Source organism: Hymenobacter endophyticus (assembly GCF_032464715.1).
Taxonomy (GTDB): domain Bacteria; phylum Bacteroidota; class Bacteroidia; order Cytophagales; family Hymenobacteraceae; genus Hymenobacter; species Hymenobacter endophyticus.
Genome location: NZ_JAWDJT010000001.1, coordinates 249,998 through 272,240 on the forward strand (window position 1 = coordinate 249,998; position 22,243 = coordinate 272,240).

The following is a 22,243-nucleotide window of genomic DNA, read 5'->3' on the forward strand; positions in this document are numbered from 1 at the left end:
TTTTTTTGGCTACTTGTTCGGTTGATTGGCTGCTAGCGGCGTTTGCGGCGGGCTCCTTCTTTGGGCAGCAGCGTTACGTTTTGGGGCTGGGAGTTGCGGGTGCGCACCTCCTGGTCCTCGTAGCCACCGTAGCCGTATACTAGGGTATTTTCGCCGGCGGGTACTTCAATGGAGTAGTTGCCATTGGCATCGGTGCCGGCCACTTTCTTCAGGCCGCGCACCATCACGGTAGCGCCGGCCATGGGCCGGCCGTTTTCATCCAGAATGCGGCCCGTCATGGTCACGTTGGCGGGGGCCGCCTCAGCTGCGGCGGGAGCCACGGCGGCGGGCACTGGTTCCACTGCTACGGGCTCATCGGCCGGAGCGGCTTCCGGAGCCGCAGCTACGGCGGCAGCAGTGGTAGTGGGTTTAGCGGCCGTTGGCTTAGCCGCTGCCGTGGCGGGCTTAGCGGCCGACTCATCCTCGGCAGACTTTTCCTCTGCAGCAGCGGCTTCTTGGGGGCGCGAGGCCGTTACCGTGGCCTCGCCCAGCTCCATTACGGGCATGGCACTGGCAATCCGGCGGGTAGCCTGGGCCGGCAACAGCACGTAACCCAACACCAACACTGCTACAATGGCGCCTACAATAATAGCCAGCCGGCGGTTGCCCGATGACAGATCTTCCTCTTCGAGGTTGAGGTCCGAAGGAACTTCTTCAGGTTGAGTAGAAGTGTTTACATCCATAAATCAGGGGAAGAATGAAGTGGGGAGTGTGTGTGAGTCGGAGGAAGTAAAAGAGCCTGCAGGAGTAAGTGGGCACTTACCCCCACACGAACGGCCGCTAAAGATAAATCTTTCCGCAGTGCTTCTCCTAACAGCATTTCCAATATCTGGATTTATTTCCCGGGTTGATTGCAATGAATGCCCCTGTTTTATGTCAGTATGCAAAAAATAAGGAGCCCCGCTTTCTACCAGTAGAAAGCGGGGCTCCTTGTTTTTCTAAGTGTAGCTACGATTAGTCGTGGGCCGGCTTAGCCGGGCCGCTTGGGGCCTTTTCGCCGAAATCCTGATCCTGGGTGCGGATGTCGTTACCCATTTGGTAGCTGCCCTCTACGCCAAAACCGGGGCCGCTGGCCTGCTCACCGGCTTCGTGGTGCTCGTTGCCGCCTTGCGGCTGCCCTTCGCCCCCGCCAATGTGCAGGTTTTCCAGTTGGTCCTTTTGGTCGGAGCGCTGGGTGTAGCCACCGGCGCCGGTGTTGCGCTGGGCCGAGGGGTCACTGGCAGCTTTGCCGTTGCTCATGTCCTTTTTAAATTCCTTTTCCTTTTCCAGCTGCTCGTTTTCGGGAATAGCCTGCTCGCTGTTATGGACGATGTCTTTATTGGAGGTCTCGTTGGAAGTAGCCATGCTGAATTGTCTGATGGGTGGGGTTGGTACTACCCAGCTGTACGCGTGGCCGGGTGCCAGGGTTGATGGTAGCTGCCCGCCAGACGCTGCTTTTTACCATTCAAACGGTAGGCCTGGGTGGGTAATGTTGGGCCTACCTCCGCACTGCTATTCTCGTACGTACTTTTGCCGGGGCGTTTCAGCTTGCTTTTGGCAAAGACCTTGATTTTAATTTCAGCCGGAACCCGTTTTCCTGCGTCCTGTACTTTTCAGTGTTGCCCTTCTCATGGATTTTTCAAAATTATACCGTCCCAGCGCCCTCAACAGCTTCCAGTACATTGCCGTGGTGGGGGCCATTATGAGTGGGGGCGCGCAACTCATTATCCGGTGGCTGGGCCAAACCCAGCCCGAAGGCTACAACTACCTCTACCTCTGCTGGCTGGGCCTGTACGTAGCTGGCACCTTACTCAACCTGTTTGGCAAGCCCGACAGTGGCCACCATCATCACCACTAGGCTCACACGTTACTTCTTCAGAAACGCCAGTAGCTCACGGTGAAAAGCCGCCGCAGCTTCCAGATGCGGGATGTGGCCTACCCCTCTCAAAGAAACCAGTTGGCTACCCTTGATCTGAGCGGCCGTGCGCTGGCCCAGCGCGGGGTACTGCCCCATGCGCGCCAGCACGGCCGCGTCCTTGATGAGCCCTTTACCTACCACCGTCCGGTCATCCTGGCCGATAACGAGTAGCGTAGGCACCCGTAGTTGGCTGAACTCGTAGCATACCGGCTGCTGGTAAATCATATCGAAGGTGAGGGCATTGGCCCGGGCCACCCGCGGAAAATCGGGGTGGCGGGTTTGCGCTAGCAGGGGCAGCAGCCATTCGTCGTGAGCCGTAGGGTAACCGTGGGGGTAATAGGTGGCGTGGTATTTCCGCAGGCTGGCTTCGGTAGTTTTCAGCTCACTGGCTTCGGCCTGGGCCAGGGGCTGAAACGGTACGCCTACGCGGTAATCTTCCAGCCCGATGGGGTTTTCCAGCACCAGCCGCTCAGTTTGCTGCGGATACAGCAGGGCAAACCGGGTAGCCAGCATGCCGCCCATACTGTGTCCCACCACTACGACCTTGCGCACGCCCAGCGTATCGAGCAGGCGGTGCGTGTTGAGGGCCAGTTGGTGAAAAGAGTAGTGGATATCGGGTTTGTCCGATTTGCCGAACCCCACCTGATCGGGCACTATCACCCGGAAGCCGTTGCCGGTCAGAAACCGGACAGTTTCGCGCCAGTAAGCCCCGAAGAAGTTTTTACCGTGTAGCAGCACAATGGTGCGGCCGTTGCTGGCACTGCGGGCCGGCACATCCATGTAGGCCATACGCACGGCTTGCCCTTCCAGCTGCAAAGGCAGGTAGCGCACCGGATACGGATAATCCAGCCCATCGAGGGTGGCGTTCAGGCTGGTAGGCGAGGGAGATTGGGCCCGGGCACAGGTTAACAGCAACCAACAGCCGAGTAGAGTGCAAAGGCAAAAACGTAGCATACGCAGACAGATAGACTCAGAGAAACCACCTCGTAAACTGCCTGTCCTGGTTTTAAGTTATGCCAGGCTTACTAGGCTCCCAGGGGGCCGCGCTGCTTTAGGCGCAACTCCAGCACGCGCGTATCCTCGTTGCTCCAGATAAAATTGCGGATGTCCTCTACCCGAAACACAACCAGCCCGTCGGCCGCCCCGTACTCGGTGAAGCACTCCATAAGCACCTGCTCCGGCGTAAGTTGGCGCACGTAGCCGAAGTAGTCCATGCCCAGATGGGTGTACACGTTTACCAGTTGGCCCAGCTGGTGCGCCCGCTCCAGCAGCAACGGCACCGACACGTACTCCTGCTCCAGAAACTGAGGCGACTTGAGCCCGGCGTACACCTTATCCAGGTTATCGGCCTTGAACTCAACGTGGCGGATGTACTGGTCATCGAAGTCCAGCTGAAACACCTCCTGCATGTTAAACGACTGGATGGCCGTGGGCATTCCGTCGCGGTTGATGATGCGCAGCACCAGCACTTCATCGGAGAAGCTAAGCACGTAGCCCACCGAAAAACGGCCCGGCTCACTTTGGCTGGTGCGCACACCCAGCAGGCGTTTTTCTTGCCGCGCCCTGTTTAAAATTTCCTGGAATAGCCCTTCCATACCCTGGTTTCAGACGATTAGAAGCGTGAAGCTACGCATTTAGCCCTTCACTACTGTAGCGCTTGCGGAAGGGGTGGTTACCGAGTCGGGGGCGGCTGGAGTGGAGCTAAGCTGAGCGGCGCGGCGGCTTACCTGTTTCAGCCACAGGGTACGGCCGTCCCAGGTAGTACGGCGTAGCAGCACATTGGGGTAGGCCTTGGCAAACCAGTATTGGTTTTGACGGGCGTCGGTTAGGGTCACGCGCACACGCCAGGCGGGGTCGGGCGTGTCGGTGGGGGCCCCCTCTTCTACCCGCACCTGAGCCTGGTATAGGGTGGGCCTGCTGGCCTGGTTTGTTAGCTGCAACTCGTATACAGCCGCCGGGAAAGAGGGGCGGCGGGCAAAATCCAGACTGCGCAGAGTGTAGGGCAGGGCATCCTCAAAGAGCACGTTGTGGCGCAGCACACGCTGCCCGCTACCCTGCCCATCGTGGTAGGAGGTGTAGGCTTGCTGGTACTGCAGCCCATCATCCAGTATTGCCTTGAACACGTTGCCTGCCCACTCCTGCACCGAGGCGGTGAGTTTGTGCAGCACCACTGGCTGGTCGCGGCGGAAAAACAACGTAGCCTGAGCGTGGTGCGGATAGGCGGTGCCCGGCATACTGTACAATTGAGTGAGGCGCATCACCGGAAAAATATCCTTGCGCTCCAACGAATCGGTACGCACGTTGTACTGCTGGTTGAATTCCTCCTTGGCCGTTGCCTGCGTGTACACAAAGCGGCGGATTTCGCCGTCCACTTTCTGCTCGGCCTCATACACGGCCACTTCTTCCTGCCCATCCTCCCACAGAGGGTTCATTGCCCAGGCCATTAGAAATGGGCTTCCTTGCTGCGTCAGGGGGTTGCCGTGCGGGGCCGGTTCCGTTTTTACGGGCTTCCTGCTGCCTGATTCGGAAGAGCAGGACAGCAGGCTGGTGCCCACGCACAAGCAAACGACTGAAAAGGAGGTACGCAACATATCGGGAGGGGAAACAAACTCAGGAGTAGGCCCTACTACGCGCAAACCCAGGCCGAATGTTCGTGTACCCGCCGGATTTACTTGCGCACGCGCCACACCCGAATCCGTACTTTCTCCCCGTTTTCGGAGGTAACTGGCTCTACTTCTATCTGGTCTGCCTCATCGTAGTAGGCGGCTACTCCCCGCACAATGCCCACGGCCAGCCCGCCCATCCGCCGTTTCGATACATAGTCAATTAGTAGCTCGTCGGGCGAAACCCGAGTGACATTCAGCACGGGCGGGGCATTGTCGGCGTGCTCCTGCCGTACCTGCCGGTGCATGGTATTCTCAGTGTGCTCCAGCATATCCAGCGTATTCCACTCGGGCTGAAGCAGGCGCTGGTACATGTACATCAGGTCGGGCACCAGGTACTCCCCAAACTTCTCGTGCAATTCATCGGCCGACAGGCCCGTCATGGTGGCAGCTTCCCCCACTAGCCGGTACATATGCTCATCAGGGTACACATGCTTGTGGTCGAAGTCGGCCGCAGTCAGCCCCGACACTTCCAGTAGCCGCACCCAGGTGCTGTGGTCGTACTGGGTTTGTACGTAGCGTTTCAGGAGAGTAAAGATGGTTCCGTGCACGGACAAAGACAGGTATACTACCAGGAAAGGCCGCAAGGCAAACCGGTTTTTCTGGCAGTGAATGAACATAAAAAAGCAGGGAGCCGACTGCCGTAGCAATCAACTCCCTGCTTTAACTACTGTCCAGCCTTATAGGTTACCAATTACCGTCATGGTGCTCAGCGTGGGCGAGGCTACTCCCCCAACATCTTCCACCGTCATGGCAAAGGCCTGGGCGCTGGCAATGTCCTTCATCTGCTGGATACTGTCGCCGGCGGCAGTGGCGGTAGCCAGTACACCGGCATCCACCGGCTTGCCATTGTCGAGGGCCCAGAGCTGGTACTGCTTGCCGGAGGGCGGAGCAGGCAGGTTGCGCACATCCACGTACACGGCCTTGGTGGTAGGGTTGTAGTATACCCGGGCCAAGGCTTCGGGAGCTTTGGGCGTGCCTTTCAGCTCTACCGAGCGGAAATCGGCACTGCGGAGCACTGCCAGCTCCTGGTCACGCTCTTTCAGGGCCGCCTGCTGCGTAGCCGCATAGCGCGACTGCTCAGTCTGGGCCACCTCCAAGTTGGCTTCGGTTTCCTGCAGGCGGCTATACAGCAAGTAGTTACCCAGACCGCTCAACACCAGCAAGGCCACGGATGCGGCAATCAGCCACTTCAACCGGCTGGGGGCCGGCTCGGCGGTAGGTAGCTGCCGAACCACGCCATTTTCCTGCGGCGGAGCGGGCACCGCTACCGGCTCCGGGGCCGAAGAGGCCACCATTTGAGGCGCGGTAACGGGCGGCACCTGGCTTTGCTGTTCCCCAGAGTTCCGGATGGCCTCCTGCCAGCCCCGCAGCACCCGCTCCCGCATATCGTCGGGAGGCGTTACGGCGTGGGCCTCAGCGTAGGCATCCAGGCTGTGCTGGACCTGGAGCAACTCCCGGGCTACCTCCGGATGCTCCTCTGCAACACGCTCTACTTCAGAGCGCTCCATCTCGCTCAGCACGCCCAAGGCGTACTCTTCGAGAATACCGGATTCGATATATTCCTGAATGTTCACGATTACCGAATCAGTTTAGAAAGTACTTTAATAGCCGCCCGGGCGCGGGTCTTCACCGTACCGAGGGGAAGGTTCAGTTCTTCTGCCACTTCGCTTTGCGTAAATCCGCCGAAATAAAGCAGGTCCACGATTTGCCGCTGCTCCGGATTCAGCTGGCGCGTCATTTCCTGCAAGCCAATGTGCTCAGGCCGGAACGAAGGTTCGGCGGCCTGGCGCAGCGCTGCACTTTCCTCTATCGGCTGCGTACGACTACCTACGCGGTACTGTCGGGAGCGGATTTTGTCGATGGCTAAATTTCGGCATACGTTCATCACCCAGGTAAACAAACGCCCTTTTGCGGCATCGTAGGAGGGAAATGAGTGCCAGATTTTCACCATCGCCTCCTGCAGCACATCCTCGGCCAGCTCTTCTTTTTTTACAATCCGCAGAATAACGCCATACAGAGCTGCGGAGTACTTGTCATAGAAAATAGTCATGGCCCCTTCGTCCCGGTCGCGCAGGCGTTGCACGAGCAGGTTTTCCGTTTCCAGGGTAACTGACTCAGGTGTAGTAGCAGACACGGGCAGCAACTAAGAGTGACAGGGCGGCGTAGCAAAGCCCACCCCGCAGATGAAACGAATGTACACGATAAACGCACAATGTGGTCGAAGCAGGGCGCGAACTACCAGCTGTTCCTACCAAACTCCGGTGCTACGGCCAGCGGCCCACGGATGTTATGGCCGCAAATAACCCAACGGCGACTGGTTTGTTGCCTTACTTGCTGTCCTGAAGTCCTGCGGCGGTATTTTCCATCTACTTTCTGAGCCTATCTGTATGCCTATTGAGTCTTTAAACCCCTACTCCGGCCGCGTTGAGCGCCGCTTCCGGGCCTTTGGCTGGGCCAAAACGGCGCGTATAGTGGCCCAGGCCCACCAGGCCTTTGCCCAGTGGCGCACCACCAGTTTTGACCACCGGGCCCGCCTGATGCGCCGCGCCGCCGAGCTGCTGCGGGAGCGGCAGCAGGAGCTGGCCGAGCTGATGGCCCGGGAAATGGGCAAGCCCGTTACCGATGGCCGCGCCGAAGCCGTGAAGTGTGCCCTCTGCTGCGACTATTACGCCGACCACGCCGAGCAGTTTCTGGCCGATGAGCAAATCAAAACTGACGCCCAGCATAGCTTCATTGCCCACGAGCCCATTGGCATTGTGCTGGCCGTAATGCCCTGGAACTTTCCGTTCTGGCAGGTGGTGCGCTTTGCGGCCCCGGCCCTGATGGCGGGCAATGTAGGCCTGCTCAAGCACGCCTCCAACGTGCCACAGTGCGCCCTGGCGCTGGAGAAGATTTTTCATGATGCCGGATTTCCGCCCGCCACGTTCCGCACGCTGCTGGTGGGCTCAGAAGTGGTAGAAAAGCTGATTGAGGACGACCGGGTGCGGGCCGTGACGCTCACCGGCTCGGAGCCGGCCGGGGCCGCCGTAGCCGCTGCGGCAGGCCGCCAAATCAAGAAAACCGTGCTGGAGCTGGGCGGCTCCGATGCCTTTATTGTGCTGGCTGATGCCGATGTGGCCCTGGCGGCCAAAACCGCCGCCCAGGCCCGCATGATTAACGCCGGGCAGAGCTGCATTGCCGCCAAGCGCTTTATCATAGAGAAGCTAGTGCTTAAGGAATTTATCAGCCAGATGAAAACTCATCTGCTGGCCTTCCGTACCGGCGACCCGCTGGACCCGGCTACCCAGTACGGCCCCCTGGCCCGCGCCGACCTGGCCGACGAATTGACTCAGCAGGTAGGGGATTCAGTGAAGCAGGGCGCGAAGGTGGAACTGTATGGCGGCCAGAGCAAGCCCGGCACCGCCCTGTTCCGGCCCGTAATGCTCAGTCAGGTAAAGCCCGGCCAACGGGCCTACTCGGAAGAGTTCTTCGGGCCCGTGGCTATTATTCTGGAAGCCAAAGACGCCGATGATGCCATCCGGCTGGCCAACGACTCCCGCTTTGGGCTGGGCGGCTCCATCTGGACCCGCGACGCGGCCCGGGGCCAGGCGTTGGCCCGGCGCGTGGAAGCCGGCGCGGTCTTCGTGAACAGCCTGGTAAAATCGTCGCCGGAAATGCCGTTCGGGGGCGTGAAGAAGTCGGGCTACGGCCGGGAGTTATCCCACCTGGGCATCCGGGAATTCGTCAACCAGAAGTCCATTTGGGTAGCGCCCAACGCCAAACCCGAGGAAAAGAAGAAGGTAGAATAACGGCTACGCACCAGCCCAAGGCCCCTGGTTTTCGCGCTAACGCTCAAAAGCCAGGGGCCTTGCCGCGTCCCGCCCACAACTGCTCCAACCCGGCCCCTACTGCCACCCCGAGGGTGTAGCAGAGTAAGTCGCTCCACAGAAAGCCCCGCCCCAGCACCAAGCCGCCCAGTGTAGTGTGGCGGAGGGTATCTAGCCAGGGCGGGTGAAAAAGCTGGCTGAACTCCACCCCGAATGCCACCAATAGCGCCCAACTTGCTACCCAGCGGCCGGGCTGCCGGGGCTGGCACCAGCCAAGCAGCCAGAACACCAGCAGCGCCCAAAGCGCGTCGCCGGCGTAGGCGACCACCCAACCGGGCAGCTCTCCCCCGTACCGCCGCGAGGCAAGCCCGAGCACTACGGTCAGCAGGGATAAAAACGTGTAGAGAAGTTGGCTGCGGGTAGGCATGTGGGCGGTAGTTAAGGAGCGGAACACGTTGGGGCGACTGATAACCATTGTGTTGTGGCCGAGGCTGCTGACCAGCCCGCGCGGGCACCTTTCAGGGCCGCTACCGGGCAAACAGCTTAGCCTGAAGCGGAGGCAATTTTCTTATTTACTTTGCAATACAAAGTAATTTGAATTATTATTGTGTCAACAAATACCTAATCCTGCCTTCTGGTCAGGTGGGATTATTGCAGAGTTGTATGGAATATTTTGTTGCTCAAAACTCAGTAGTGCGCACTATTTGGGGCAAGGCCGACACTGTGCTGTTCATTTTTGCCGGTGCTGCTGCCGAGTTTGCCGTTAATAAAGCCGTGGACTGGCTGTACTTCACGGGCCGGCTGCCCGCCGACCCGCTGGGCCGGCTGTTCTCGACGGTGGAATACGCGCGCCGGATTGTATTTGCCGACTCTCAGGGCGCAGAGCAGGCCATTGACACCATTGCGGCCATTCATGGCGCCGTAGAGGCCAAGCGGGGCCAGCAGATTCCGGCCTGGGCCTACCGCGACGTACTTTATATGCTCATGGATTACTCTATTCGGGCATTTGAGCTGCTGGAACGGCCCCTTGCGGAAGCGGAACGGGCCGAGGTGTTCGACGTGTTCTGCCGGGTGGGCCAACGCATGGGTATTCCGGATTTGCCGGCTACGTACGCGGCCTGGCTCCCAGACCGCCAGCACCACCTGGAGCAGGACCTCGTGCACAGCGCCTGTACCACCGACCTATACCGCCAGTACCGCCGCCACTTGGGCCCAGTGCGTTACCGCCTGCTGCTGCAGGGCCAGCGCCTGGTAGTGCCCGCGCTGGTAAGCCAGCTGCTGGGCTTCGGCCGCCGCTCCTGGCTGCAGCCGATAGTGCCACTTTACCGCGCCACCAAGCATCTGCGCCTCAGCCAATGGGTGAAAACCAGTTTGCTACCCCTCGATTACCGGGCCCAGATTGCCGCGCTGGATGTAGCGCCTGCTCCCGCGTTTCAATAGGCTGCTCAAACAGCAACGCGCTTTAGCTAGCGTAGCCCAACACCCGATACACGGCGTACCCGGCCATTTCGTGCAGCAGGATGCTCCAAAGAGCCAGCGGCTGGTCGCCGGGTACCAGCCAGTAGGCCAAGGTGGGTTTGTGGTCGGAGGAATAGTAGCCGGCCGGGAACGGGGCCGGGTGCAGGCCTACCTTGGCAAAGCAGCCAATGGCCCGGCGCTGGTGGAAGGCCGAAGTTATCAGGACCGTTGACTTGATTTCGGGGTGTTGGGCCAGGAGCTGCTTGGTGAACAGGGCATTTTCGCGGGTATTGCGGCTGCGGGTTTCCAGCAGAATAGCCTGCTTGGGTACACCAGCCAGCCGCAGCAGAATTTGCAACTCCTTGGCCTCACTGTGGCCCTGCGCCCCACCAACCGCCCCGGAGCCACCCGTGATGATGATGCGCCGGATGCGGCCGGCCCGGTACAGCCACAATGTGTGCAGCAGCCGGTCGGCGCCCTGGCTCACGTACACCCGGTCGTGGGGCGACTTTCTGCCCTCCGTGATACCCGTGAGCAGGATGCCCGCATCGTGGTGGCCCAGTTGGCGTAGGGTAACGGGCGGTATTTCCCAGGCTAGCATGGCGGCATTGAGCAGAGCGGGGTTGGTGAACAGCACCAGCCCGGTGGCCGCGGCCCACAGCAGCCGCTTTTGCCAGCGGGCGTTGCGTACCAGCAGGGCCAGCATCACCAGCCCTACCAGCCACACAGCCGGCGACAACACAAAATCCAGAAGCTTGGAGAAAATAAAAAACATAGCCACGAAGCTACGGCAGGAAATGCTGCCAGTGCTTCGCGGCTACCGGTTTTTGCGCTCTTTCGGGATTAAGAAGCTACGCTGGCTGCGGGGCTACATCGGTGCAGCGCTGCAGGTTTTGCAGCATTTCCAGTACCTCATCTTTTTCCCGGAGCGTGTCGCACTCTACCAGCCTGCCCCGGCAGTAGGAGGCAAAGAAAGGAGCTACCTTGGTATCCATCATTTTGCGGGCTACCGGGTTTTCGGCGGCATCCAAGCGCAAGAATGCCGTGTTGCGAAACTGCTCATCCAGGGAAAACTGCTCAAAAGGCGGGGCCAGCAGGTCACAGATAGCGCAGTCTTTGGAGGTGAACTTGGCAATTACCCGGGGGTAGTCGTGGATGAGGGTACGCAGGCCCTCGTCGTTGGTATCAATTATTTTCATGCCGTAAGCTGATGGGTAGAAGCCCGCCGGCAGACTGACCGACGTGAACTTCTCGCAGACAAAAAAACCGCGCCGGAAAATTCCTTCCCAGTGCGGTTTTTTGTCTCCTAAAACGGGAAATCAGTTGAGCTTGTTGCCTTTTAGCATCATCTGCCGGATATATTTCACCGGGGCGCTGCCGTAGCTCAAGAACTGCTCATGAAATCCCTTGAGGTCAAACTTGCTGCCCGGCTGCCGCTTAAGCTCCTCGCGCAGGTCGTAGATTTCGGTGTAGCCAGTGAAGTAGCTGCTGAGCTGCACTTGGCTGAGCGTGGCGCGCAGCCACTTGTTGCGGGCCTCGGCTTCTTCCTGAAATCCGTCGCGGCGCAGCATAGCCACGGTTTGAGCTTCGGTAATGCTACCAGCCTGCACCTCGTGGTCGAGGATGGCATTGAGGGTCACGCGCATGTTCCACTTGTCCCACATCAGCCAGATTTCGTCGGTGCCCCCACCGTAGCCGCTTTCCAGCATCATACGCTCAGCGTACACGGCCCAGCCCTCAATCATGGCCCCGTTGCCGAAGATGGATTTGATTAGGGAAGGGCTACGGTTGGCGTACACCAGCTGGGTGTAGTGACCCGGAATGGCCTCGTGAATGTTGAGGATTTGCAGAGTGTACTGGTTGTACTCGCGTAGGTAGCTCTCGGCGCGGGCGGCGGGCTGCCCGGTGAGCGGCTCCACGTTGTAGTAGGTGTTGGCGGCCTTGTCGTAGGGGCCGGGGGCTGAGATGCTGGCACCCGCCCCACTTCCCCGCATATAGAGTGGCGTTTCGCGCACTACCAGCGGTTTAGTAGGATCCTGAGTAAGCAGTTTGTGGTCGTCTACCCACTTTACTAAGGTGGGCATCTGGTCCTGCACGGCCTGCACGAAGCCTGTGGGCGTAGCGTGCTGCTGCGAAAGGCGGCTGATAACCTGTTGCACCACAACTAGGGAGTCGGTGGGTTGGGGCTGGCCCGGGAAATACTTAGGATATAGCCGCGCCGCCCGCTTTTTCATGTCGTGCAGCAGCTCCTGCTTGTGCGCCAGGGCCTTGCGGTACACTTCCTCAGCCGAGTAGGTAGACTGAATATCCAGCGCGAATTTGCGGGCGAAGAGGTTTTTGCCAATGCGGAAGGAGCGGAATTGCCCGGCCGGTAGCACCTCCTGCTGCAAAAAGCGCACGTAGCCCTCCATGCTCAGGCGGGTAGCAGCCACGCGGCTCAATAAATCCTGCTTTTCCCCGGCCGAGAGGCCCGATTTGGCCACCGAATCCTGCAAGGCCTTCCCGAATACTTCCAGTCCGCCCTGGTTCTGGCGAATGGCCAGGTCGGTATGCTCCCGGGTGGGCTGCTGGATGTTCTGTTTGGCGGCCTCGTAGTAGTCCACGGCCCGGCTGAGCTTGCTGCTGATGGCGCGCAGGCGGCGGTCCAGGGGCCAGTAGCGCCCGTTCAGAATTTCGGCCACCGAGCCGCCCAGATTGTAGTTAGCCGGGTTCCACTGCCAGTCGCGCAGGGTATCGGCGTAGAAGCGGGCCGACTGCAGGTAGTTCTGCATCAGGCGGAAGTCGGTCTGGTTATTCACCGATAGGTCTTCCAGCTTAATCGTCTTCATCTCCTCGCGGCGGCGGGCCAGGGCAGCGGCTTCCGTTTGGCGGCGGCCGGCGTTGGGCACTACCAGCAGGGAGTCGTAGCGGTGGTAGCCGGCCCCACTGGCCCACTCGGGGTTGTAGTACCACAGGGAGTCGATAAAGCGGCTTTTATACCGTTCAAAGGCCGCGTCGGGCTGGGCATCGGCGTCGGCTACTCGGTGGCCGTCGGACTGGGAGCCGCAGCTGGCCAAGCCGGCTGTTAGGGCCGCCGCAGCCAGTAGGGTGTTGGCAGAGAAAAAGGAGGACATAGAAAGGGGCTAGGGAACCAGGGGTGCAAGGTAGCGCCGAAAGGACGCAGGTTGTTGCCCTGCGTTGCGGCAGTACGGTTCAGTTTTGTACCCGCGCCCTGGTAAGTTTGCCGACGGGCAGCCTTTGCCCCGCACGAGCCAACGAATTTCTGCGCATGCCGTGCCCTGCCACCTACTCGCCTGCAGCGCATGCCCTAAAGCAGAACAGCGCGCTACCCGGCGGCTACGCACTACATTTGGTGCTCTGCCATCTGCTTGTCGCCCTGCTATGTCCCAGCTCTTCTCCCGCCGCCGCTTCCTGTACACCCTGAGCCTAGGCGCGGCCGGCACCGCCCTGCTGCCCGCTTGCCTGCGAGCCGGCTCCGCTACCGATGCCAGCTCCTACCTGGTGTACGTGGGCAGCTACGGCCCCGCCGAGCAGGATAACATTTGGCTGTACCGCCTCAACCCCCGTACCGGCGCGCTTACCCGCGTGGTCGGAGCCCGGGGCGGGGCGGCCCCCTCCTTCCTCACCGTGGATGCCCGCCACCGCCGCCTCTACGCCGTGAATGAGGTAGATAATTACCAGAACGCCCCCAATGGCGGCGTCAGTGCCTTTGCCATTGATGCCACTACTGGCGGCCTTACGCTGCTTAACCAGCAGGCTTCGGGCGGTACCATTCCCTGCTACATCAGCCTCGATAAAGCGGGCCAGCACGCCTTCGTGGCTAACTATGGCAACGGTACCGTGGCCGCTCTGCCCCTTACGGCCGAGGGCCAGCTGCAGCCCGCCTCCTCCGTAGACCAGCACACGGGCAAAGGCCCGCACAAAAACCAGGGCAACGCCCGCGCCCACTGCATCCTGCCGGACCCCGCCGGCAAGTTCTTCTTCGCCGTGGATTTGGGCACCGATACCGTGTATGGCTACACCCTGGAAAGCGGGGGCCGCCTGGTGCGCCGCGCGGCTCCGGCTTTCCGGGCCAAGCCGGGGGCCGGGCCGCGCATTCTCACCTTTCATCCCAGCCGCCCCCTAGCCTTCCTCATCAACGAGCTGGACTCCACCCTGACTTCCCTGGCCTACGATGCCCGCCAGGGTACTTTGCGCGAAATCCAGACGGTGCCGTGTTTGCCGGCTGGCTTTACGGGCTGGAATGCCTGCGCCGATGTGCACGTGTCGCCCAATGGCCGCTTCGTGGTGGGCTCCAACCGGGGCCACGACAGCCTGGTGGTGTTTGCCCTGGAGGAAGCCACCGGCCGCCTTACCCTGACAGAGCACGTGCAGCTGCCCGGCAAAACCCCGCGCAGCTTCGCCTTCGACCCCAGCGGGCGGGTGGTGCTGGTAGCCCACCAGCAGAGCAACACCATCGTAACCTATCTGGCCGATGCCCGCACCGGCCGCCTTACCCCCACCGGCACCAGTGTAGAGGTAGCCGCCCCCGTGTGCCTGCAGGTTTATCCCGACTTCCTGGCCGGCCGGGGCTAGGCGAAAAAGCAGCGGGTTTGGCTTGTTTTCCGGACACGTTTTTACCCGGTTCCGCGTTGGCTGCCTCAACGGGCCCGTACTCCGCCCCCTACCGCGTATGCACTTCTTTTTATCCCAGATTTCCCGGTTGAAAGCTACCCGGCTTCTTCTGCTCCTTTTCCTGCTGCTGCCCCTGGCCCTGCGTGCCCAGCAGCCGGCCTCCGTCCGCCGCCTCGATGAGAGCAACGGCTTCCGGGGTCTGCGCTTCGGTACCCCGCTCACGGAAAGCCTCCACCTCAAGCTGCTCCAGGATAAGGGCGACGAGAAGATTTACGAGCGCACCGATGAGGATTTGCGTGTGGGCCGGTTTTCGGCGGCCCGCATCCATTATAAGTTCTTTAAAGACCAATTTGCTACCGTCACCATCATCGTAAGGGGCCCTGAGCACACCGGGCAGGTGCTGCCCATGTTCGAGGGTCTCTACGGCCCCGGCCGCCCCGATGGGTTCAGCTACAAATGGCAGGGCAGCTTAGTGGCCCTCTCCTACGCCTCCCTGCCCAACGACCAGGTGATTCTGGCTATGAGCAGCCTGCCCCTGGCCGCCCAGATGCAGCAAGCCAAAGCCCCCGTCAACACCACCAAGCTCAAAATCAAGCGCAAATAGAGTCCACCAACAAAGTACGTCAGAGGTAACAAACCAAAAAAACGTCATTCCGAGCGTAGCCGAGGAATCTCGCGTGCTGACGTTGAAACAACTACCTCGTACGACAGGAGTACCATTGCACGCAAGTTTCTTCGGCTCCGCCTTCGCTCGGAATGACGCTCTGGCGGTATAACAGCCTTACAGATACCTCCCCGCTTCCCTGAAGTGCAGCCGTAGTAAACCGGCCATGCCACCCGAAACCAACGCTTCGCGCTACATTCGCCGGATAAACTGCTTTCCTGTCATGCGCCGCTTTTCCTCCCTCCTCCTTTCCGGCCTGCTGCTCAGCCTCTCGGCCCCAGCCTGCTCACCCAACCCGCCCGAAACGGCCCGTACGGCCGCCCCTGCAGCTGGGGGGCCGCCGGTTATTCCAACGGAATCTGTTCCGGTAGCAGCGCAAGCACCCGGCCGCTTCCCCGAAACCTTTGAGCAGGGCGGCAAAGGGGCTTACTCGGAAGGCGACGAGCAGCTGGCCTCGGGCAGCTGGCACTTTACGGAGGCCCTCATCGGCTCCTCCGACCAGGACCATAAGCGCGGGCAGCAGGGCGCCCGCCTGCGCGCCCGGGGCCGCCTGCGCATGAACTTTGATGCGCCCAGCGGCGTGCGCACCATCCGCGTCAGCTCGGCAGCCTACGGGCAGGATGTGGCCAGCACCTGGGAGCTGTGGGGCAGCGTGGATGGGGGCCGCAGCTTTCGGCGCATTGGCAACCCGGTGCAGGCCAAGGGTCCACGGCTGCTTACTACCACGTTTCAGGGTACCACGCCCGGCCCCTTGCGCCTGGAAATCCGCAAGACTGACGGGGGCGCCGGCCGCCTGAACATTGACGACATTGTACTGGAAACCAGCAGCGGCACGGCCGTGGCAGGTGGCAGCACGGCTGCAGTGCCTGGGCCGGCTCCCTCCACGCCGGCACCCCGCCCATCCACTCAGGCGCCAAGCTCCCAAGGGGCACCGGCCTCCGGGCAGGCTTTATCAACCGATAACGACAACCTGGGCTTAGGCAACCCCAGCGGGGCCACGGCCAACGTGAGCATGCCCACCAACTACCTGCTGGTGAAGCCCCAGTTTGCCATCGGCTACAATGCCCTGCGCGGCACTCCTACCTGGGTGAGCTGGCACCTCAGTCGCACCGATATGGGCTCGGCCCCGCGCCAGGATGATTTCCGGCCCGACCCGGCCCTGCCCCGGGAGTTTTATCAGGTTACGCGCAACTCCTACTCGGGCTCCGGTTTCGACAAGGGCCATAACTGCCCCAGCGCCGACCGCACCCGGGAGCTGGATGATAACTCGGCCACTTTCCTGATGACGAACATGATTCCGCAGGCCGGCAACAACAACCAGCGCACCTGGAGCAGCCTGGAGGAATGGACGCGGGGGCAGGTGCAGCGGGGGCAGGAGGTATACGTGATAATGGGCAGCTACGGCAAAGGGGGCACTGGCGCCAACGGCTTCAAAACTACTATTGATAACGGCCACGTAACCGTGCCGGCCCGGGTGTGGAAGGTACTGGTCATCCTGCCCGAGGGCTCCAATGACCTGCAGCGCATTGCCGCCGGCCAGGCCCGCCTACTGGCCGTGGACACGCCCAACGACCAAACCGTCAGCCCCAACTGGAGCCAGTACCGCACCAGCATTGATGCCATTGAAATTGCCACTGGCCTTGATTTGCTGAGCAAAATTCCGCTGGCCGCCCAGGATAAGCTGGAGGCACAGGTGGACACCGCCCCGGTCCGGTAGGCTACGGGAAGGCAGCTCGTCCGAACGATTCCGGGGCCGGCCGCGTACCTTTGCCTTGGCGCGCCCCACCGCGTTATCGTTTTTCCCTTGAAGCATCCCACCCATTCTGTCCTGTTGCGGGGCGGAATGGGTCTTTTTTTGAGCTGTCAGCTCCTTGCCTTATGCTTACGCAAACCGTTTCCTCTGCCCCGGCTCGGTCCCGGCGCACCTACCGTCTGGCCGTAGGTAGCACGTTTTTGCTGCAGGGCCTGTGCTTTTCTACCTGGGCGGCCCGCATCCCCACGGTACAGCAGCAAATGGGCCTTTCGGATACCGAACTGGGTGGGGTGCTACTGGCCGTACCCGTGGGGCTGGTTACCTCGCTGCCGCTAACTGGCTGGCTGGTGGCCCGGTTTGGAAGCCGGCCCATGGCCGTGCTGGGCGTGATGCTGTACGCGCTGGGCCTGCCGCTGCTGGGGCTGGCGGCCACGGTGCCGCAGTTGCTGGCTGGGCTGGTGCTGTTTGGGCTGGCCAGCAACATGGCCAATATCAGCGTGAATACTCAGGCTGTGGGCGTGGAAAGCCTGTACGGGCGCTCCATTATGGCCAAGTTTCACGGTATTTGGAGTTTGGCGGGTTTTGCCGGAGCCTCCATCGGCTCGTTCATGATTGCTCACCACGTAGCGCCCCTACCCCACTTCCTGCTCATATCCGGCTTGGTGCTGCTGGGCCTGCTGGTAGCGCGCCCCTTTTTGCTGCCCCAGGATGCCCCCCGCGAGGCCGATGCGCCCATCTTCGTGCTGCCCGATAAGTCCTTGCTGCTGCTGGGGGTGCTGGCGTTCTGCTCCCTGCTCTGCGAGGGTACCATGTTTGACTGGAGCGGGGTGTATTTCCGCAAAGTAGTTGAAGCGCCTGCTTCCCAGGTAGGCGTGGGCTTTGCCGCCTTCATGAGCACCATGGCCGCCGGCCGCTTCATTGCCGATTGGTTTACGGACCGCTTCGGGCGCACCCGCACGCTGGTGCTCAGCGGTTTGCTGGAGGCTGCCGGCCTACTGCTGGCGGTGGCTTTTCCGGGCTTCCTGACGGCCACCATCGGGTTTATGCTGGTGGGGCTGGGCGTATCGTCGGTGGTGCCGCTGGTGTACGGGGCCGCCGGGCGGTCCAAAACGATGTCGGCGGGGGTGGCGCTGGCGGCGGTTTCCACGGTGGGCTTTGCCGGGTTTCTGCTGGGGCCGCCGGTAATTGGGTTGGTGGCCGGGGCCACCAGCCTGCGCGTATCCTTCTCCCTTATTGCGGTGATGGGTATTGTGGTAGCCCTGCTGGCCCGGCGCGTACGGGAGTAATCTGCGTCCGGGAAGAAGACATAGAACGTTATTCCGGGGCTAGAACCATTACTCTTTTTCCTTCTACATCATCACCGTATTCAAGAGCAAAACCTCCGCCACGCCCGCTTGAGCCACGCGCTGCTACTTTCCTATACCCGAAGCCCCCGCAATGGCCGGTATCGGAACGGCCTCAGCTGTCGGCACGCCCCAGGGCAGAACTGCCGACAGCCCAGGCTCATCAACGAATAAATTTCCAGCCGGCCGGAACAGGCTGTTTGCCCCGGGCATCATACGACCAGAAGCTCTTTTTCAGACTCCTATTATTTTTATAGTAATCGTGTTGCACGAATGCGGTATCCTGAGGATTGTCCAACTTGAAATATACTACCCGCTCCTCGCGTACTGAGTCGCCCTGCAACACCGCAGGCACCCAATATATCACCACATCGGGCGCGCCGTTTGGGTGGTATGCGCGGGTTATAGTCTCCTGGCCTATCCCGGTGTATTCCCACGTACTGGAAATACGCCCGTCGGCCTTCGTCTGCTGCCAAGTGCCGAAGGGGGTAAAGCGCAGCTTGCTGTCAGGTAGCTGCTCTACTCGTAACGGGCCTTCGTAATGATGCTTCCCCCAGATATCAGAGGATGCCCGATGCGTTTTCGTGACGATTTGCCCGGCGCGCAACTGTGCTTTTTCTTCATTGGTTAAATGCCGCCGATATGACCCGTCCCTATTGTTTGAGGCCGGTAGCAGTCGCAGCAACAAAACAACAGCGCCACCGGCCAGGCCCCCAATCAGGCCTGCCATCCAATCGTCCATCGTTAATCAGGGTTTATGTGAAATAGAGTCAATCCTACAAAAACTTCGCAATAACATTACAGCAATGCCAAGCTTCCTCAATTATTAGGCAGGATACTACCGGCTTAGGTTTCCGTCAATACGGTTTTGAAGCCCTGGAGCTTGCCGCCTTCGGCCTCGCCCAGCACCAGCACCGGCACCTGCGGGCCCGTACCGAAGCGGTACACCTGCGTGCCGCTCAGCTCCTGTTTCAGATACATCTGCAGGGCTTTGAAACGGTTGGCCAGCTCGGGGTTGCCCAGCACGCCGTCGTCGGCGGTGTGGTTGCGCAGGAAATAGGTCAGCTCCTGCTTTTCCACTTGGGTATCGGCGGGCAGGCCGGCCAGCTGGGCCAGGGCGGCATCGGTAAGGCCGCCGGCCGGGGCCGGGAAGCTAACGGGCTCCAACGGAGCGTCGCCTTCACTCATGTACACGAGGCCCTCGGTCATGTCGCGCAACGGAGCCAGCGTGGGGTCATCGGACGCGGCTGCTGCGGCGGGTTTGCCGTGCTTGGCCTGGGGCTCCGATGCCTCCACGGTTTCGCGGCCGCCTTTGGTGTCGCGCGGGTCGGCGGAAGCGGCGGCGGGCGTACCGGCTACCTCGGCCGGCACTTGGGCCCCGATGGCGGCGGCCAGCTGGTTCTGGCGCTGCTCGGCCACCTTGATTTTGGGGTTGGCGAAGTTCATATCCGATACCTGGTTCATCGGAATCAGGTGAATGTGGGCGTGGGGCACTTCCAGCCCGATGACGGCCACCCCCACCCGCTTGCAGGGCACGGCGGCCTTCACGCCTTTGGCTACCCGCTGGGCAAACAGGTGCAGCGCCGCCAGCTCGCCTGGGGGCAAGTCAAAAATGTAGTCGACTTCGCGCTTCGGAATGACCAGCGTGTGGCCTTCTACCAGGGGCGTGATGTCCAGAAAGGCCAGATGATGCTCGTCCTCGGCCACCTTGAAAGCGGGCAGCTCGCCGGACACGATGCGGGAGAAAACGGAAGGCATATGGTGAGGTGGTGAAGTTGTGAAGTGGTGAACAACTATGGGCAGAGTTCAGCCAAAGTACGGGGCAAAACGCAAAAGGGCGAAGCCAGTGGCTTCGCCCTTTTGCGTAGTTGATGAAATTCACCAACTCACAATTTCACAACTTCACCGCTAGCGGCTGATTTCCAGAATCTGAAACTGCAGCTTGCCGGCGGGCACGGTAATTTCGGCGGTGTCGCCGGCCGACTTGCCCAGCAGGCCTTTACCGATGGGCGACTTTACGGAGATTTTGCCGGCGGCCAAGTTGGCTTCTTCCTCGGCTACCAGCGTGTAGTCGAGCACCATGTTGTTTTTCAGATTTTTAAGCTTCACCTTGCTCATAATGAGCACCTTGGTCAGGTCCAGGTTGGTTTCATCGAGCAGGCGGGCATTGCCCACCACTTCTTCCAGCTTGGAGATTTTCAACTCCAACAACCCCTGGGCTTCCTTAGCGGCATCGTACTCCGCGTTTTCGCTCAGGTCGCCTTTGTCGCGGGCTTCGCGCAGGTCGTCGGCAGCCTTGGCGCGGCCACGGATTTTGAGGTCCTGGAGCTCATCCTTCAGCTTCTGAAGACCTTCGGGCGTATAGTAGTTGATGGTAGACATGGTGGGGTGATGTAAGCTCAAAAAACAAGGAGAACGGCCAGCGCGGCTGGCCGTTCTCCCCGGAACAGGTTTAGGCAAATATACGAAACGTTGGGGAAAACGGTGTGGCAGTACGGGCGGGACCAGCGGGGGGGCCTGTCATCCTGAGCGGAGCGAAGGACCTTATCACCCACCAACAAGTGGTTACGTACGATTATCGGGCTACCATAATAAGGCCCTTCGCTCCGCTCAGGCTGACAGAGCAGACCACTTACCTCCCATCCAGAAACGCCCGCAGCTTCTCGGCCAGCACCCGGTTGATGCGCTCGTAGCTCTGGAAGCTCCAGCCACCCACGTGGGGCGAAAGCACCACGTTCGGGGCCGTGCGTAAATACTCGAACCTGATTTGCTGCTCGGGACTTAGCGTAGTGAGCTTTTCGTTTTCGAGCACATCCAGGGCGGCGCCGCGCACCTGCCCGGTTTGCAGGCGCTGCACCACGGCGGCGTGGTCCAGCACCTCGCCCCGGGCCGTGTTCAGCAGCCACAGCGGGTTGTGAAAGCCCGCCAGAAACGCCTCGTTTACGAAGTGGTGGTTGGCCGCCGAATACGGAATGTGCAGGCTTAATACCTCGGCCCGCGCTTGCAGCTCGGCCAGCGGCACCAGCGTGGCGTGGTGGTTGGGCTCCACGCGTGGGTCATGGTCGTAGGCCAGCACGGTGCAGTCGAAAGCTTGCAGGCGCTTGGCGAAGGCCTTGCTCATGTGCCCGTAGCCCAGCAATCCGATGGTTTTTCCCCCGAGTTCCTCGCCCCGGTTAGCCTCCCGCCGCCACTGGCCCTGACGCACTTCCTGGTCGGCGCGGGCAATGTTGCGGAACAAGGCCAACAGCAGGCCCACGGCGTATTCGCCCACCGCGTCCCGGTTGCCTTCGGGGGCATTGAGCAGGGTCACGCCAGCTTCGGCCAGGGCCGCTTCGTCAATGTTATCGACCCCGGCTCCGGCCCGGCCCACGTAGCGCAGGTGCGGACCGTGGGCCAGCAGCTCCCGCGTCACGCGCAGCTTGGAGCGCACCACGAGGCCGTCGTAGGGGTGCGCGGCCAGCGCAGCGGGTACTTCCGCCGCCTTCAGATCGGGGCGGTAGTGCAGCGTTACGCCCAGCGGCTCCAGGTACTCGGGGAGGCTGGGGTGCATTTCGTCGATGACGAGGCAGAGGGAAGTTTTCAATTAAAAATTGAGAATTAGAAATTAAAAATTGCCCGTTTGCCGCAACGTGGTGTCGCCTGTTAAGCGCAGCAATGCCTGCATCAATTCCTTTCGCTCGAAGGGCCCTTGTCGTTTTTGCCGGGCTTCTTCCAACGACTGCACCTGCACCGGATACACGACATAAAAATCTGTTCCGGCCCGCGCCACGAGGTAGCCACCGCAAAGCCTAGTATCATACACTGCCTCTAGTAGGGGCTCGGTGCCGTAGTGAAATTCATCCTGGTACCAGTGCAGCGCTGTACCAGTTTCACCCATAGCAGCCGTGTAGTAGCGCCCAGCTACGTGCGTGATTTCATCCTCATCAGGAATTAAGCTCAAAGCCCATTCGCAGCCATTGAGCAAGCCGACAGTCGTCAGCAATACCCCCGCAACAACCGCCAC

At 60.8% G+C, this 22,243-nt stretch carries 24 protein-coding genes; 7 read left to right on the forward strand and 17 right to left on the reverse strand.

Annotated features, from left to right (window positions below; all coding sequences use genetic code 11):
- Positions 1-32 precede the first annotated feature (32 nt).
- A complete protein-coding gene (locus ROI90_RS01045) occupies positions 33-722 on the reverse strand; it encodes a carboxypeptidase-like regulatory domain-containing protein (RefSeq protein ID WP_315996484.1) in 690 nt (229 codons plus the stop codon).
- 271 nt (positions 723-993) lie between these two features.
- Complete coding sequence (locus ROI90_RS01050) at positions 994-1,383, reverse strand: hypothetical protein (protein ID WP_315996485.1); 390 nt, start codon at positions 1,381-1,383, stop codon at positions 994-996.
- Between the two features lie 265 nt (positions 1,384-1,648).
- On the opposite strand from ROI90_RS01050, the gene ROI90_RS01055 reads away from it, so the two are divergent.
- The gene (locus ROI90_RS01055) at positions 1,649-1,876 is read left to right on the forward strand and encodes a hypothetical protein (protein WP_315996486.1); all 228 of its coding nucleotides are present in this window, start codon (positions 1,649-1,651) and stop codon (positions 1,874-1,876) included.
- A 9-nt stretch (positions 1,877-1,885) separates the two neighbouring features.
- Here the strand turns inward: ROI90_RS01055 and ROI90_RS01060 are convergent, their stop codons facing one another.
- From ROI90_RS01060 to ROI90_RS01085, 6 genes are all read right to left on the reverse strand, one after another.
- Positions 1,886-2,851, reverse strand: a complete 966-nt coding sequence (locus ROI90_RS01060; protein ID WP_315996487.1) for an alpha/beta fold hydrolase — start codon at positions 2,849-2,851, stop codon at positions 1,886-1,888.
- A 110-nt stretch (positions 2,852-2,961) separates the two neighbouring features.
- Complete coding sequence (locus ROI90_RS01065) at positions 2,962-3,471, reverse strand: hypothetical protein (protein ID WP_315996488.1); 510 nt, start codon at positions 3,469-3,471, stop codon at positions 2,962-2,964.
- 99 nt (positions 3,472-3,570) lie between these two features.
- Positions 3,571-4,368 (reverse strand): hypothetical protein, encoded by a 798-nt coding sequence (locus ROI90_RS01070; protein ID WP_315996489.1) that lies wholly within the window; start codon positions 4,366-4,368, stop codon positions 3,571-3,573.
- A gap of 236 nt (positions 4,369-4,604) precedes the next feature.
- Complete coding sequence (locus ROI90_RS01075; RefSeq protein ID WP_315996490.1) at positions 4,605-5,219, reverse strand: heme NO-binding domain-containing protein; 615 nt, start codon at positions 5,217-5,219, stop codon at positions 4,605-4,607.
- Between the two features lie 60 nt (positions 5,220-5,279).
- Entirely contained in the window at positions 5,280-6,176 is an 897-nt protein-coding gene (locus ROI90_RS01080) for an anti-sigma factor (RefSeq protein WP_315996491.1), read from the reverse strand.
- A 2-nt stretch (positions 6,177-6,178) separates the two neighbouring features.
- Positions 6,179-6,736 (reverse strand): RNA polymerase sigma factor, encoded by a 558-nt coding sequence (locus ROI90_RS01085; protein WP_315996492.1) that lies wholly within the window; start codon positions 6,734-6,736, stop codon positions 6,179-6,181.
- Between the two features lie 253 nt (positions 6,737-6,989).
- Between ROI90_RS01085 and ROI90_RS01090 the strand changes: the two genes are divergently transcribed.
- Entirely contained in the window at positions 6,990-8,390 is a 1,401-nt protein-coding gene (locus ROI90_RS01090; protein WP_315996493.1) for an NAD-dependent succinate-semialdehyde dehydrogenase, read from the forward strand.
- Positions 8,391-8,433: 43 nt separating this feature from the next.
- Here the strand turns inward: ROI90_RS01090 and ROI90_RS01095 are convergent, their stop codons facing one another.
- Positions 8,434-8,835 carry a ribosomal maturation YjgA family protein gene (locus tag ROI90_RS01095; RefSeq protein WP_315996494.1) on the reverse strand — a complete coding sequence of 134 codons (402 nt, stop codon included), beginning with the start codon at positions 8,833-8,835 and terminating at the stop codon, positions 8,434-8,436.
- A 236-nt stretch (positions 8,836-9,071) separates the two neighbouring features.
- On the opposite strand from ROI90_RS01095, the gene ROI90_RS01100 reads away from it, so the two are divergent.
- Positions 9,072-9,848 (forward strand): oxygenase MpaB family protein, encoded by a 777-nt coding sequence (locus ROI90_RS01100; RefSeq protein WP_315996495.1) that lies wholly within the window; start codon positions 9,072-9,074, stop codon positions 9,846-9,848.
- Between the two features lie 22 nt (positions 9,849-9,870).
- On the opposite strand, the gene ROI90_RS01105 is transcribed toward ROI90_RS01100, so the two are convergent.
- From ROI90_RS01105 to ROI90_RS01115, 3 genes are all read right to left on the reverse strand, one after another.
- Positions 9,871-10,641, reverse strand: coding sequence for a YdcF family protein (locus ROI90_RS01105; RefSeq protein WP_315996496.1), 771 nt, complete (start codon positions 10,639-10,641; stop codon positions 9,871-9,873).
- 76 nt (positions 10,642-10,717) lie between these two features.
- Complete coding sequence (locus ROI90_RS01110) at positions 10,718-11,065, reverse strand: thioredoxin domain-containing protein (RefSeq protein WP_315996497.1); 348 nt, start codon at positions 11,063-11,065, stop codon at positions 10,718-10,720.
- 120 nt (positions 11,066-11,185) lie between these two features.
- The gene (locus ROI90_RS01115) at positions 11,186-12,979 is read right to left on the reverse strand and encodes a DUF885 domain-containing protein (RefSeq protein WP_315996498.1); all 1,794 of its coding nucleotides are present in this window, start codon (positions 12,977-12,979) and stop codon (positions 11,186-11,188) included.
- Between the two features lie 268 nt (positions 12,980-13,247).
- On the opposite strand from ROI90_RS01115, the gene ROI90_RS01120 reads away from it, so the two are divergent.
- The 4 genes from ROI90_RS01120 (at position 13,248) to ROI90_RS01135 (ending at position 18,183) form a co-directional block, all read left to right on the forward strand.
- Positions 13,248-14,441 (forward strand): lactonase family protein, encoded by a 1,194-nt coding sequence (locus tag ROI90_RS01120; RefSeq protein WP_315996499.1) that lies wholly within the window; start codon positions 13,248-13,250, stop codon positions 14,439-14,441.
- A gap of 97 nt (positions 14,442-14,538) precedes the next feature.
- Positions 14,539-15,084, forward strand: coding sequence for a hypothetical protein (locus ROI90_RS01125; protein ID WP_315996500.1), 546 nt, complete (start codon positions 14,539-14,541; stop codon positions 15,082-15,084).
- A gap of 283 nt (positions 15,085-15,367) precedes the next feature.
- The gene (locus tag ROI90_RS01130) at positions 15,368-16,861 is read left to right on the forward strand and encodes a DNA/RNA non-specific endonuclease (RefSeq protein ID WP_315996501.1); all 1,494 of its coding nucleotides are present in this window, start codon (positions 15,368-15,370) and stop codon (positions 16,859-16,861) included.
- Positions 16,862-17,022: 161 nt separating this feature from the next.
- Positions 17,023-18,183 carry an MFS transporter gene (locus ROI90_RS01135; RefSeq protein ID WP_315996502.1) on the forward strand — a complete coding sequence of 387 codons (1,161 nt, stop codon included), beginning with the start codon at positions 17,023-17,025 and terminating at the stop codon, positions 18,181-18,183.
- A gap of 220 nt (positions 18,184-18,403) precedes the next feature.
- Here the strand turns inward: ROI90_RS01135 and ROI90_RS01140 are convergent, their stop codons facing one another.
- From ROI90_RS01140 to ROI90_RS01160, 5 genes are all read right to left on the reverse strand, one after another.
- On the reverse strand, positions 18,404-18,982 hold the full coding sequence (locus ROI90_RS01140) for a hypothetical protein (RefSeq protein WP_315996503.1): 579 nt from the start codon (positions 18,980-18,982) through the stop codon (positions 18,404-18,406).
- A gap of 104 nt (positions 18,983-19,086) precedes the next feature.
- Entirely contained in the window at positions 19,087-19,998 is a 912-nt protein-coding gene (locus ROI90_RS01145) for a nuclease A inhibitor family protein (RefSeq protein ID WP_315996504.1), read from the reverse strand.
- 150 nt (positions 19,999-20,148) lie between these two features.
- On the reverse strand, positions 20,149-20,622 hold the full coding sequence (gene greA, locus ROI90_RS01150; protein WP_315996505.1) for a transcription elongation factor GreA: 474 nt from the start codon (positions 20,620-20,622) through the stop codon (positions 20,149-20,151).
- A gap of 250 nt (positions 20,623-20,872) precedes the next feature.
- Complete coding sequence (locus tag ROI90_RS01155; RefSeq protein WP_315996506.1) at positions 20,873-21,823, reverse strand: NAD(P)-dependent oxidoreductase; 951 nt, start codon at positions 21,821-21,823, stop codon at positions 20,873-20,875.
- Between the two features lie 21 nt (positions 21,824-21,844).
- Positions 21,845-22,243, reverse strand: coding sequence for a hypothetical protein (locus tag ROI90_RS01160; RefSeq protein ID WP_315996507.1), 399 nt, complete (start codon positions 22,241-22,243; stop codon positions 21,845-21,847).

Excerpts from the sequence above, each read along its gene's own strand:
- ROI90_RS01045 (WP_315996484.1), bottom strand. The coding sequence starts at position 722 with ATGGATGTAAACACTTCTACTCAACCTGAAGAAGTTCCTTCGGACCTC.
- ROI90_RS01050 (WP_315996485.1), bottom strand. The coding sequence starts at position 1,383 with ATGGCTACTTCCAACGAGACCTCCAATAAAGACATCGTCCATAACAGC.
- ROI90_RS01055 (WP_315996486.1), top strand. The coding sequence starts at position 1,649 with ATGGATTTTTCAAAATTATACCGTCCCAGCGCCCTCAACAGCTTCCAG.
- ROI90_RS01070 (WP_315996489.1), bottom strand. The coding sequence starts at position 4,368 with ATGAACCCTCTGTGGGAGGATGGGCAGGAAGAAGTGGCCGTGTATGAG.
- ROI90_RS01075 (WP_315996490.1), bottom strand. The coding sequence starts at position 5,219 with ATGTTCATTCACTGCCAGAAAAACCGGTTTGCCTTGCGGCCTTTCCTG.
- ROI90_RS01090 (WP_315996493.1), top strand. The coding sequence starts at position 6,990 with ATGCCTATTGAGTCTTTAAACCCCTACTCCGGCCGCGTTGAGCGCCGC.
- ROI90_RS01095 (WP_315996494.1), bottom strand. The coding sequence starts at position 8,835 with ATGCCTACCCGCAGCCAACTTCTCTACACGTTTTTATCCCTGCTGACC.
- ROI90_RS01100 (WP_315996495.1), top strand. The coding sequence starts at position 9,072 with ATGGAATATTTTGTTGCTCAAAACTCAGTAGTGCGCACTATTTGGGGC.
- ROI90_RS01105 (WP_315996496.1), bottom strand. The coding sequence starts at position 10,641 with ATGTTTTTTATTTTCTCCAAGCTTCTGGATTTTGTGTTGTCGCCGGCT.
- ROI90_RS01110 (WP_315996497.1), bottom strand. The coding sequence starts at position 11,065 with ATGAAAATAATTGATACCAACGACGAGGGCCTGCGTACCCTCATCCAC.
- ROI90_RS01115 (WP_315996498.1), bottom strand. The coding sequence starts at position 12,979 with ATGTCCTCCTTTTTCTCTGCCAACACCCTACTGGCTGCGGCGGCCCTA.
- ROI90_RS01120 (WP_315996499.1), top strand. The coding sequence starts at position 13,248 with ATGTCCCAGCTCTTCTCCCGCCGCCGCTTCCTGTACACCCTGAGCCTA.
- ROI90_RS01125 (WP_315996500.1), top strand. The coding sequence starts at position 14,539 with ATGCACTTCTTTTTATCCCAGATTTCCCGGTTGAAAGCTACCCGGCTT.
- ROI90_RS01130 (WP_315996501.1), top strand. The coding sequence starts at position 15,368 with ATGCGCCGCTTTTCCTCCCTCCTCCTTTCCGGCCTGCTGCTCAGCCTC.
- ROI90_RS01135 (WP_315996502.1), top strand. The coding sequence starts at position 17,023 with ATGCTTACGCAAACCGTTTCCTCTGCCCCGGCTCGGTCCCGGCGCACC.
- ROI90_RS01140 (WP_315996503.1), bottom strand. The coding sequence starts at position 18,982 with ATGGACGATTGGATGGCAGGCCTGATTGGGGGCCTGGCCGGTGGCGCT.
- ROI90_RS01145 (WP_315996504.1), bottom strand. The coding sequence starts at position 19,998 with ATGCCTTCCGTTTTCTCCCGCATCGTGTCCGGCGAGCTGCCCGCTTTC.
- greA (WP_315996505.1), bottom strand. The coding sequence starts at position 20,622 with ATGTCTACCATCAACTACTATACGCCCGAAGGTCTTCAGAAGCTGAAG.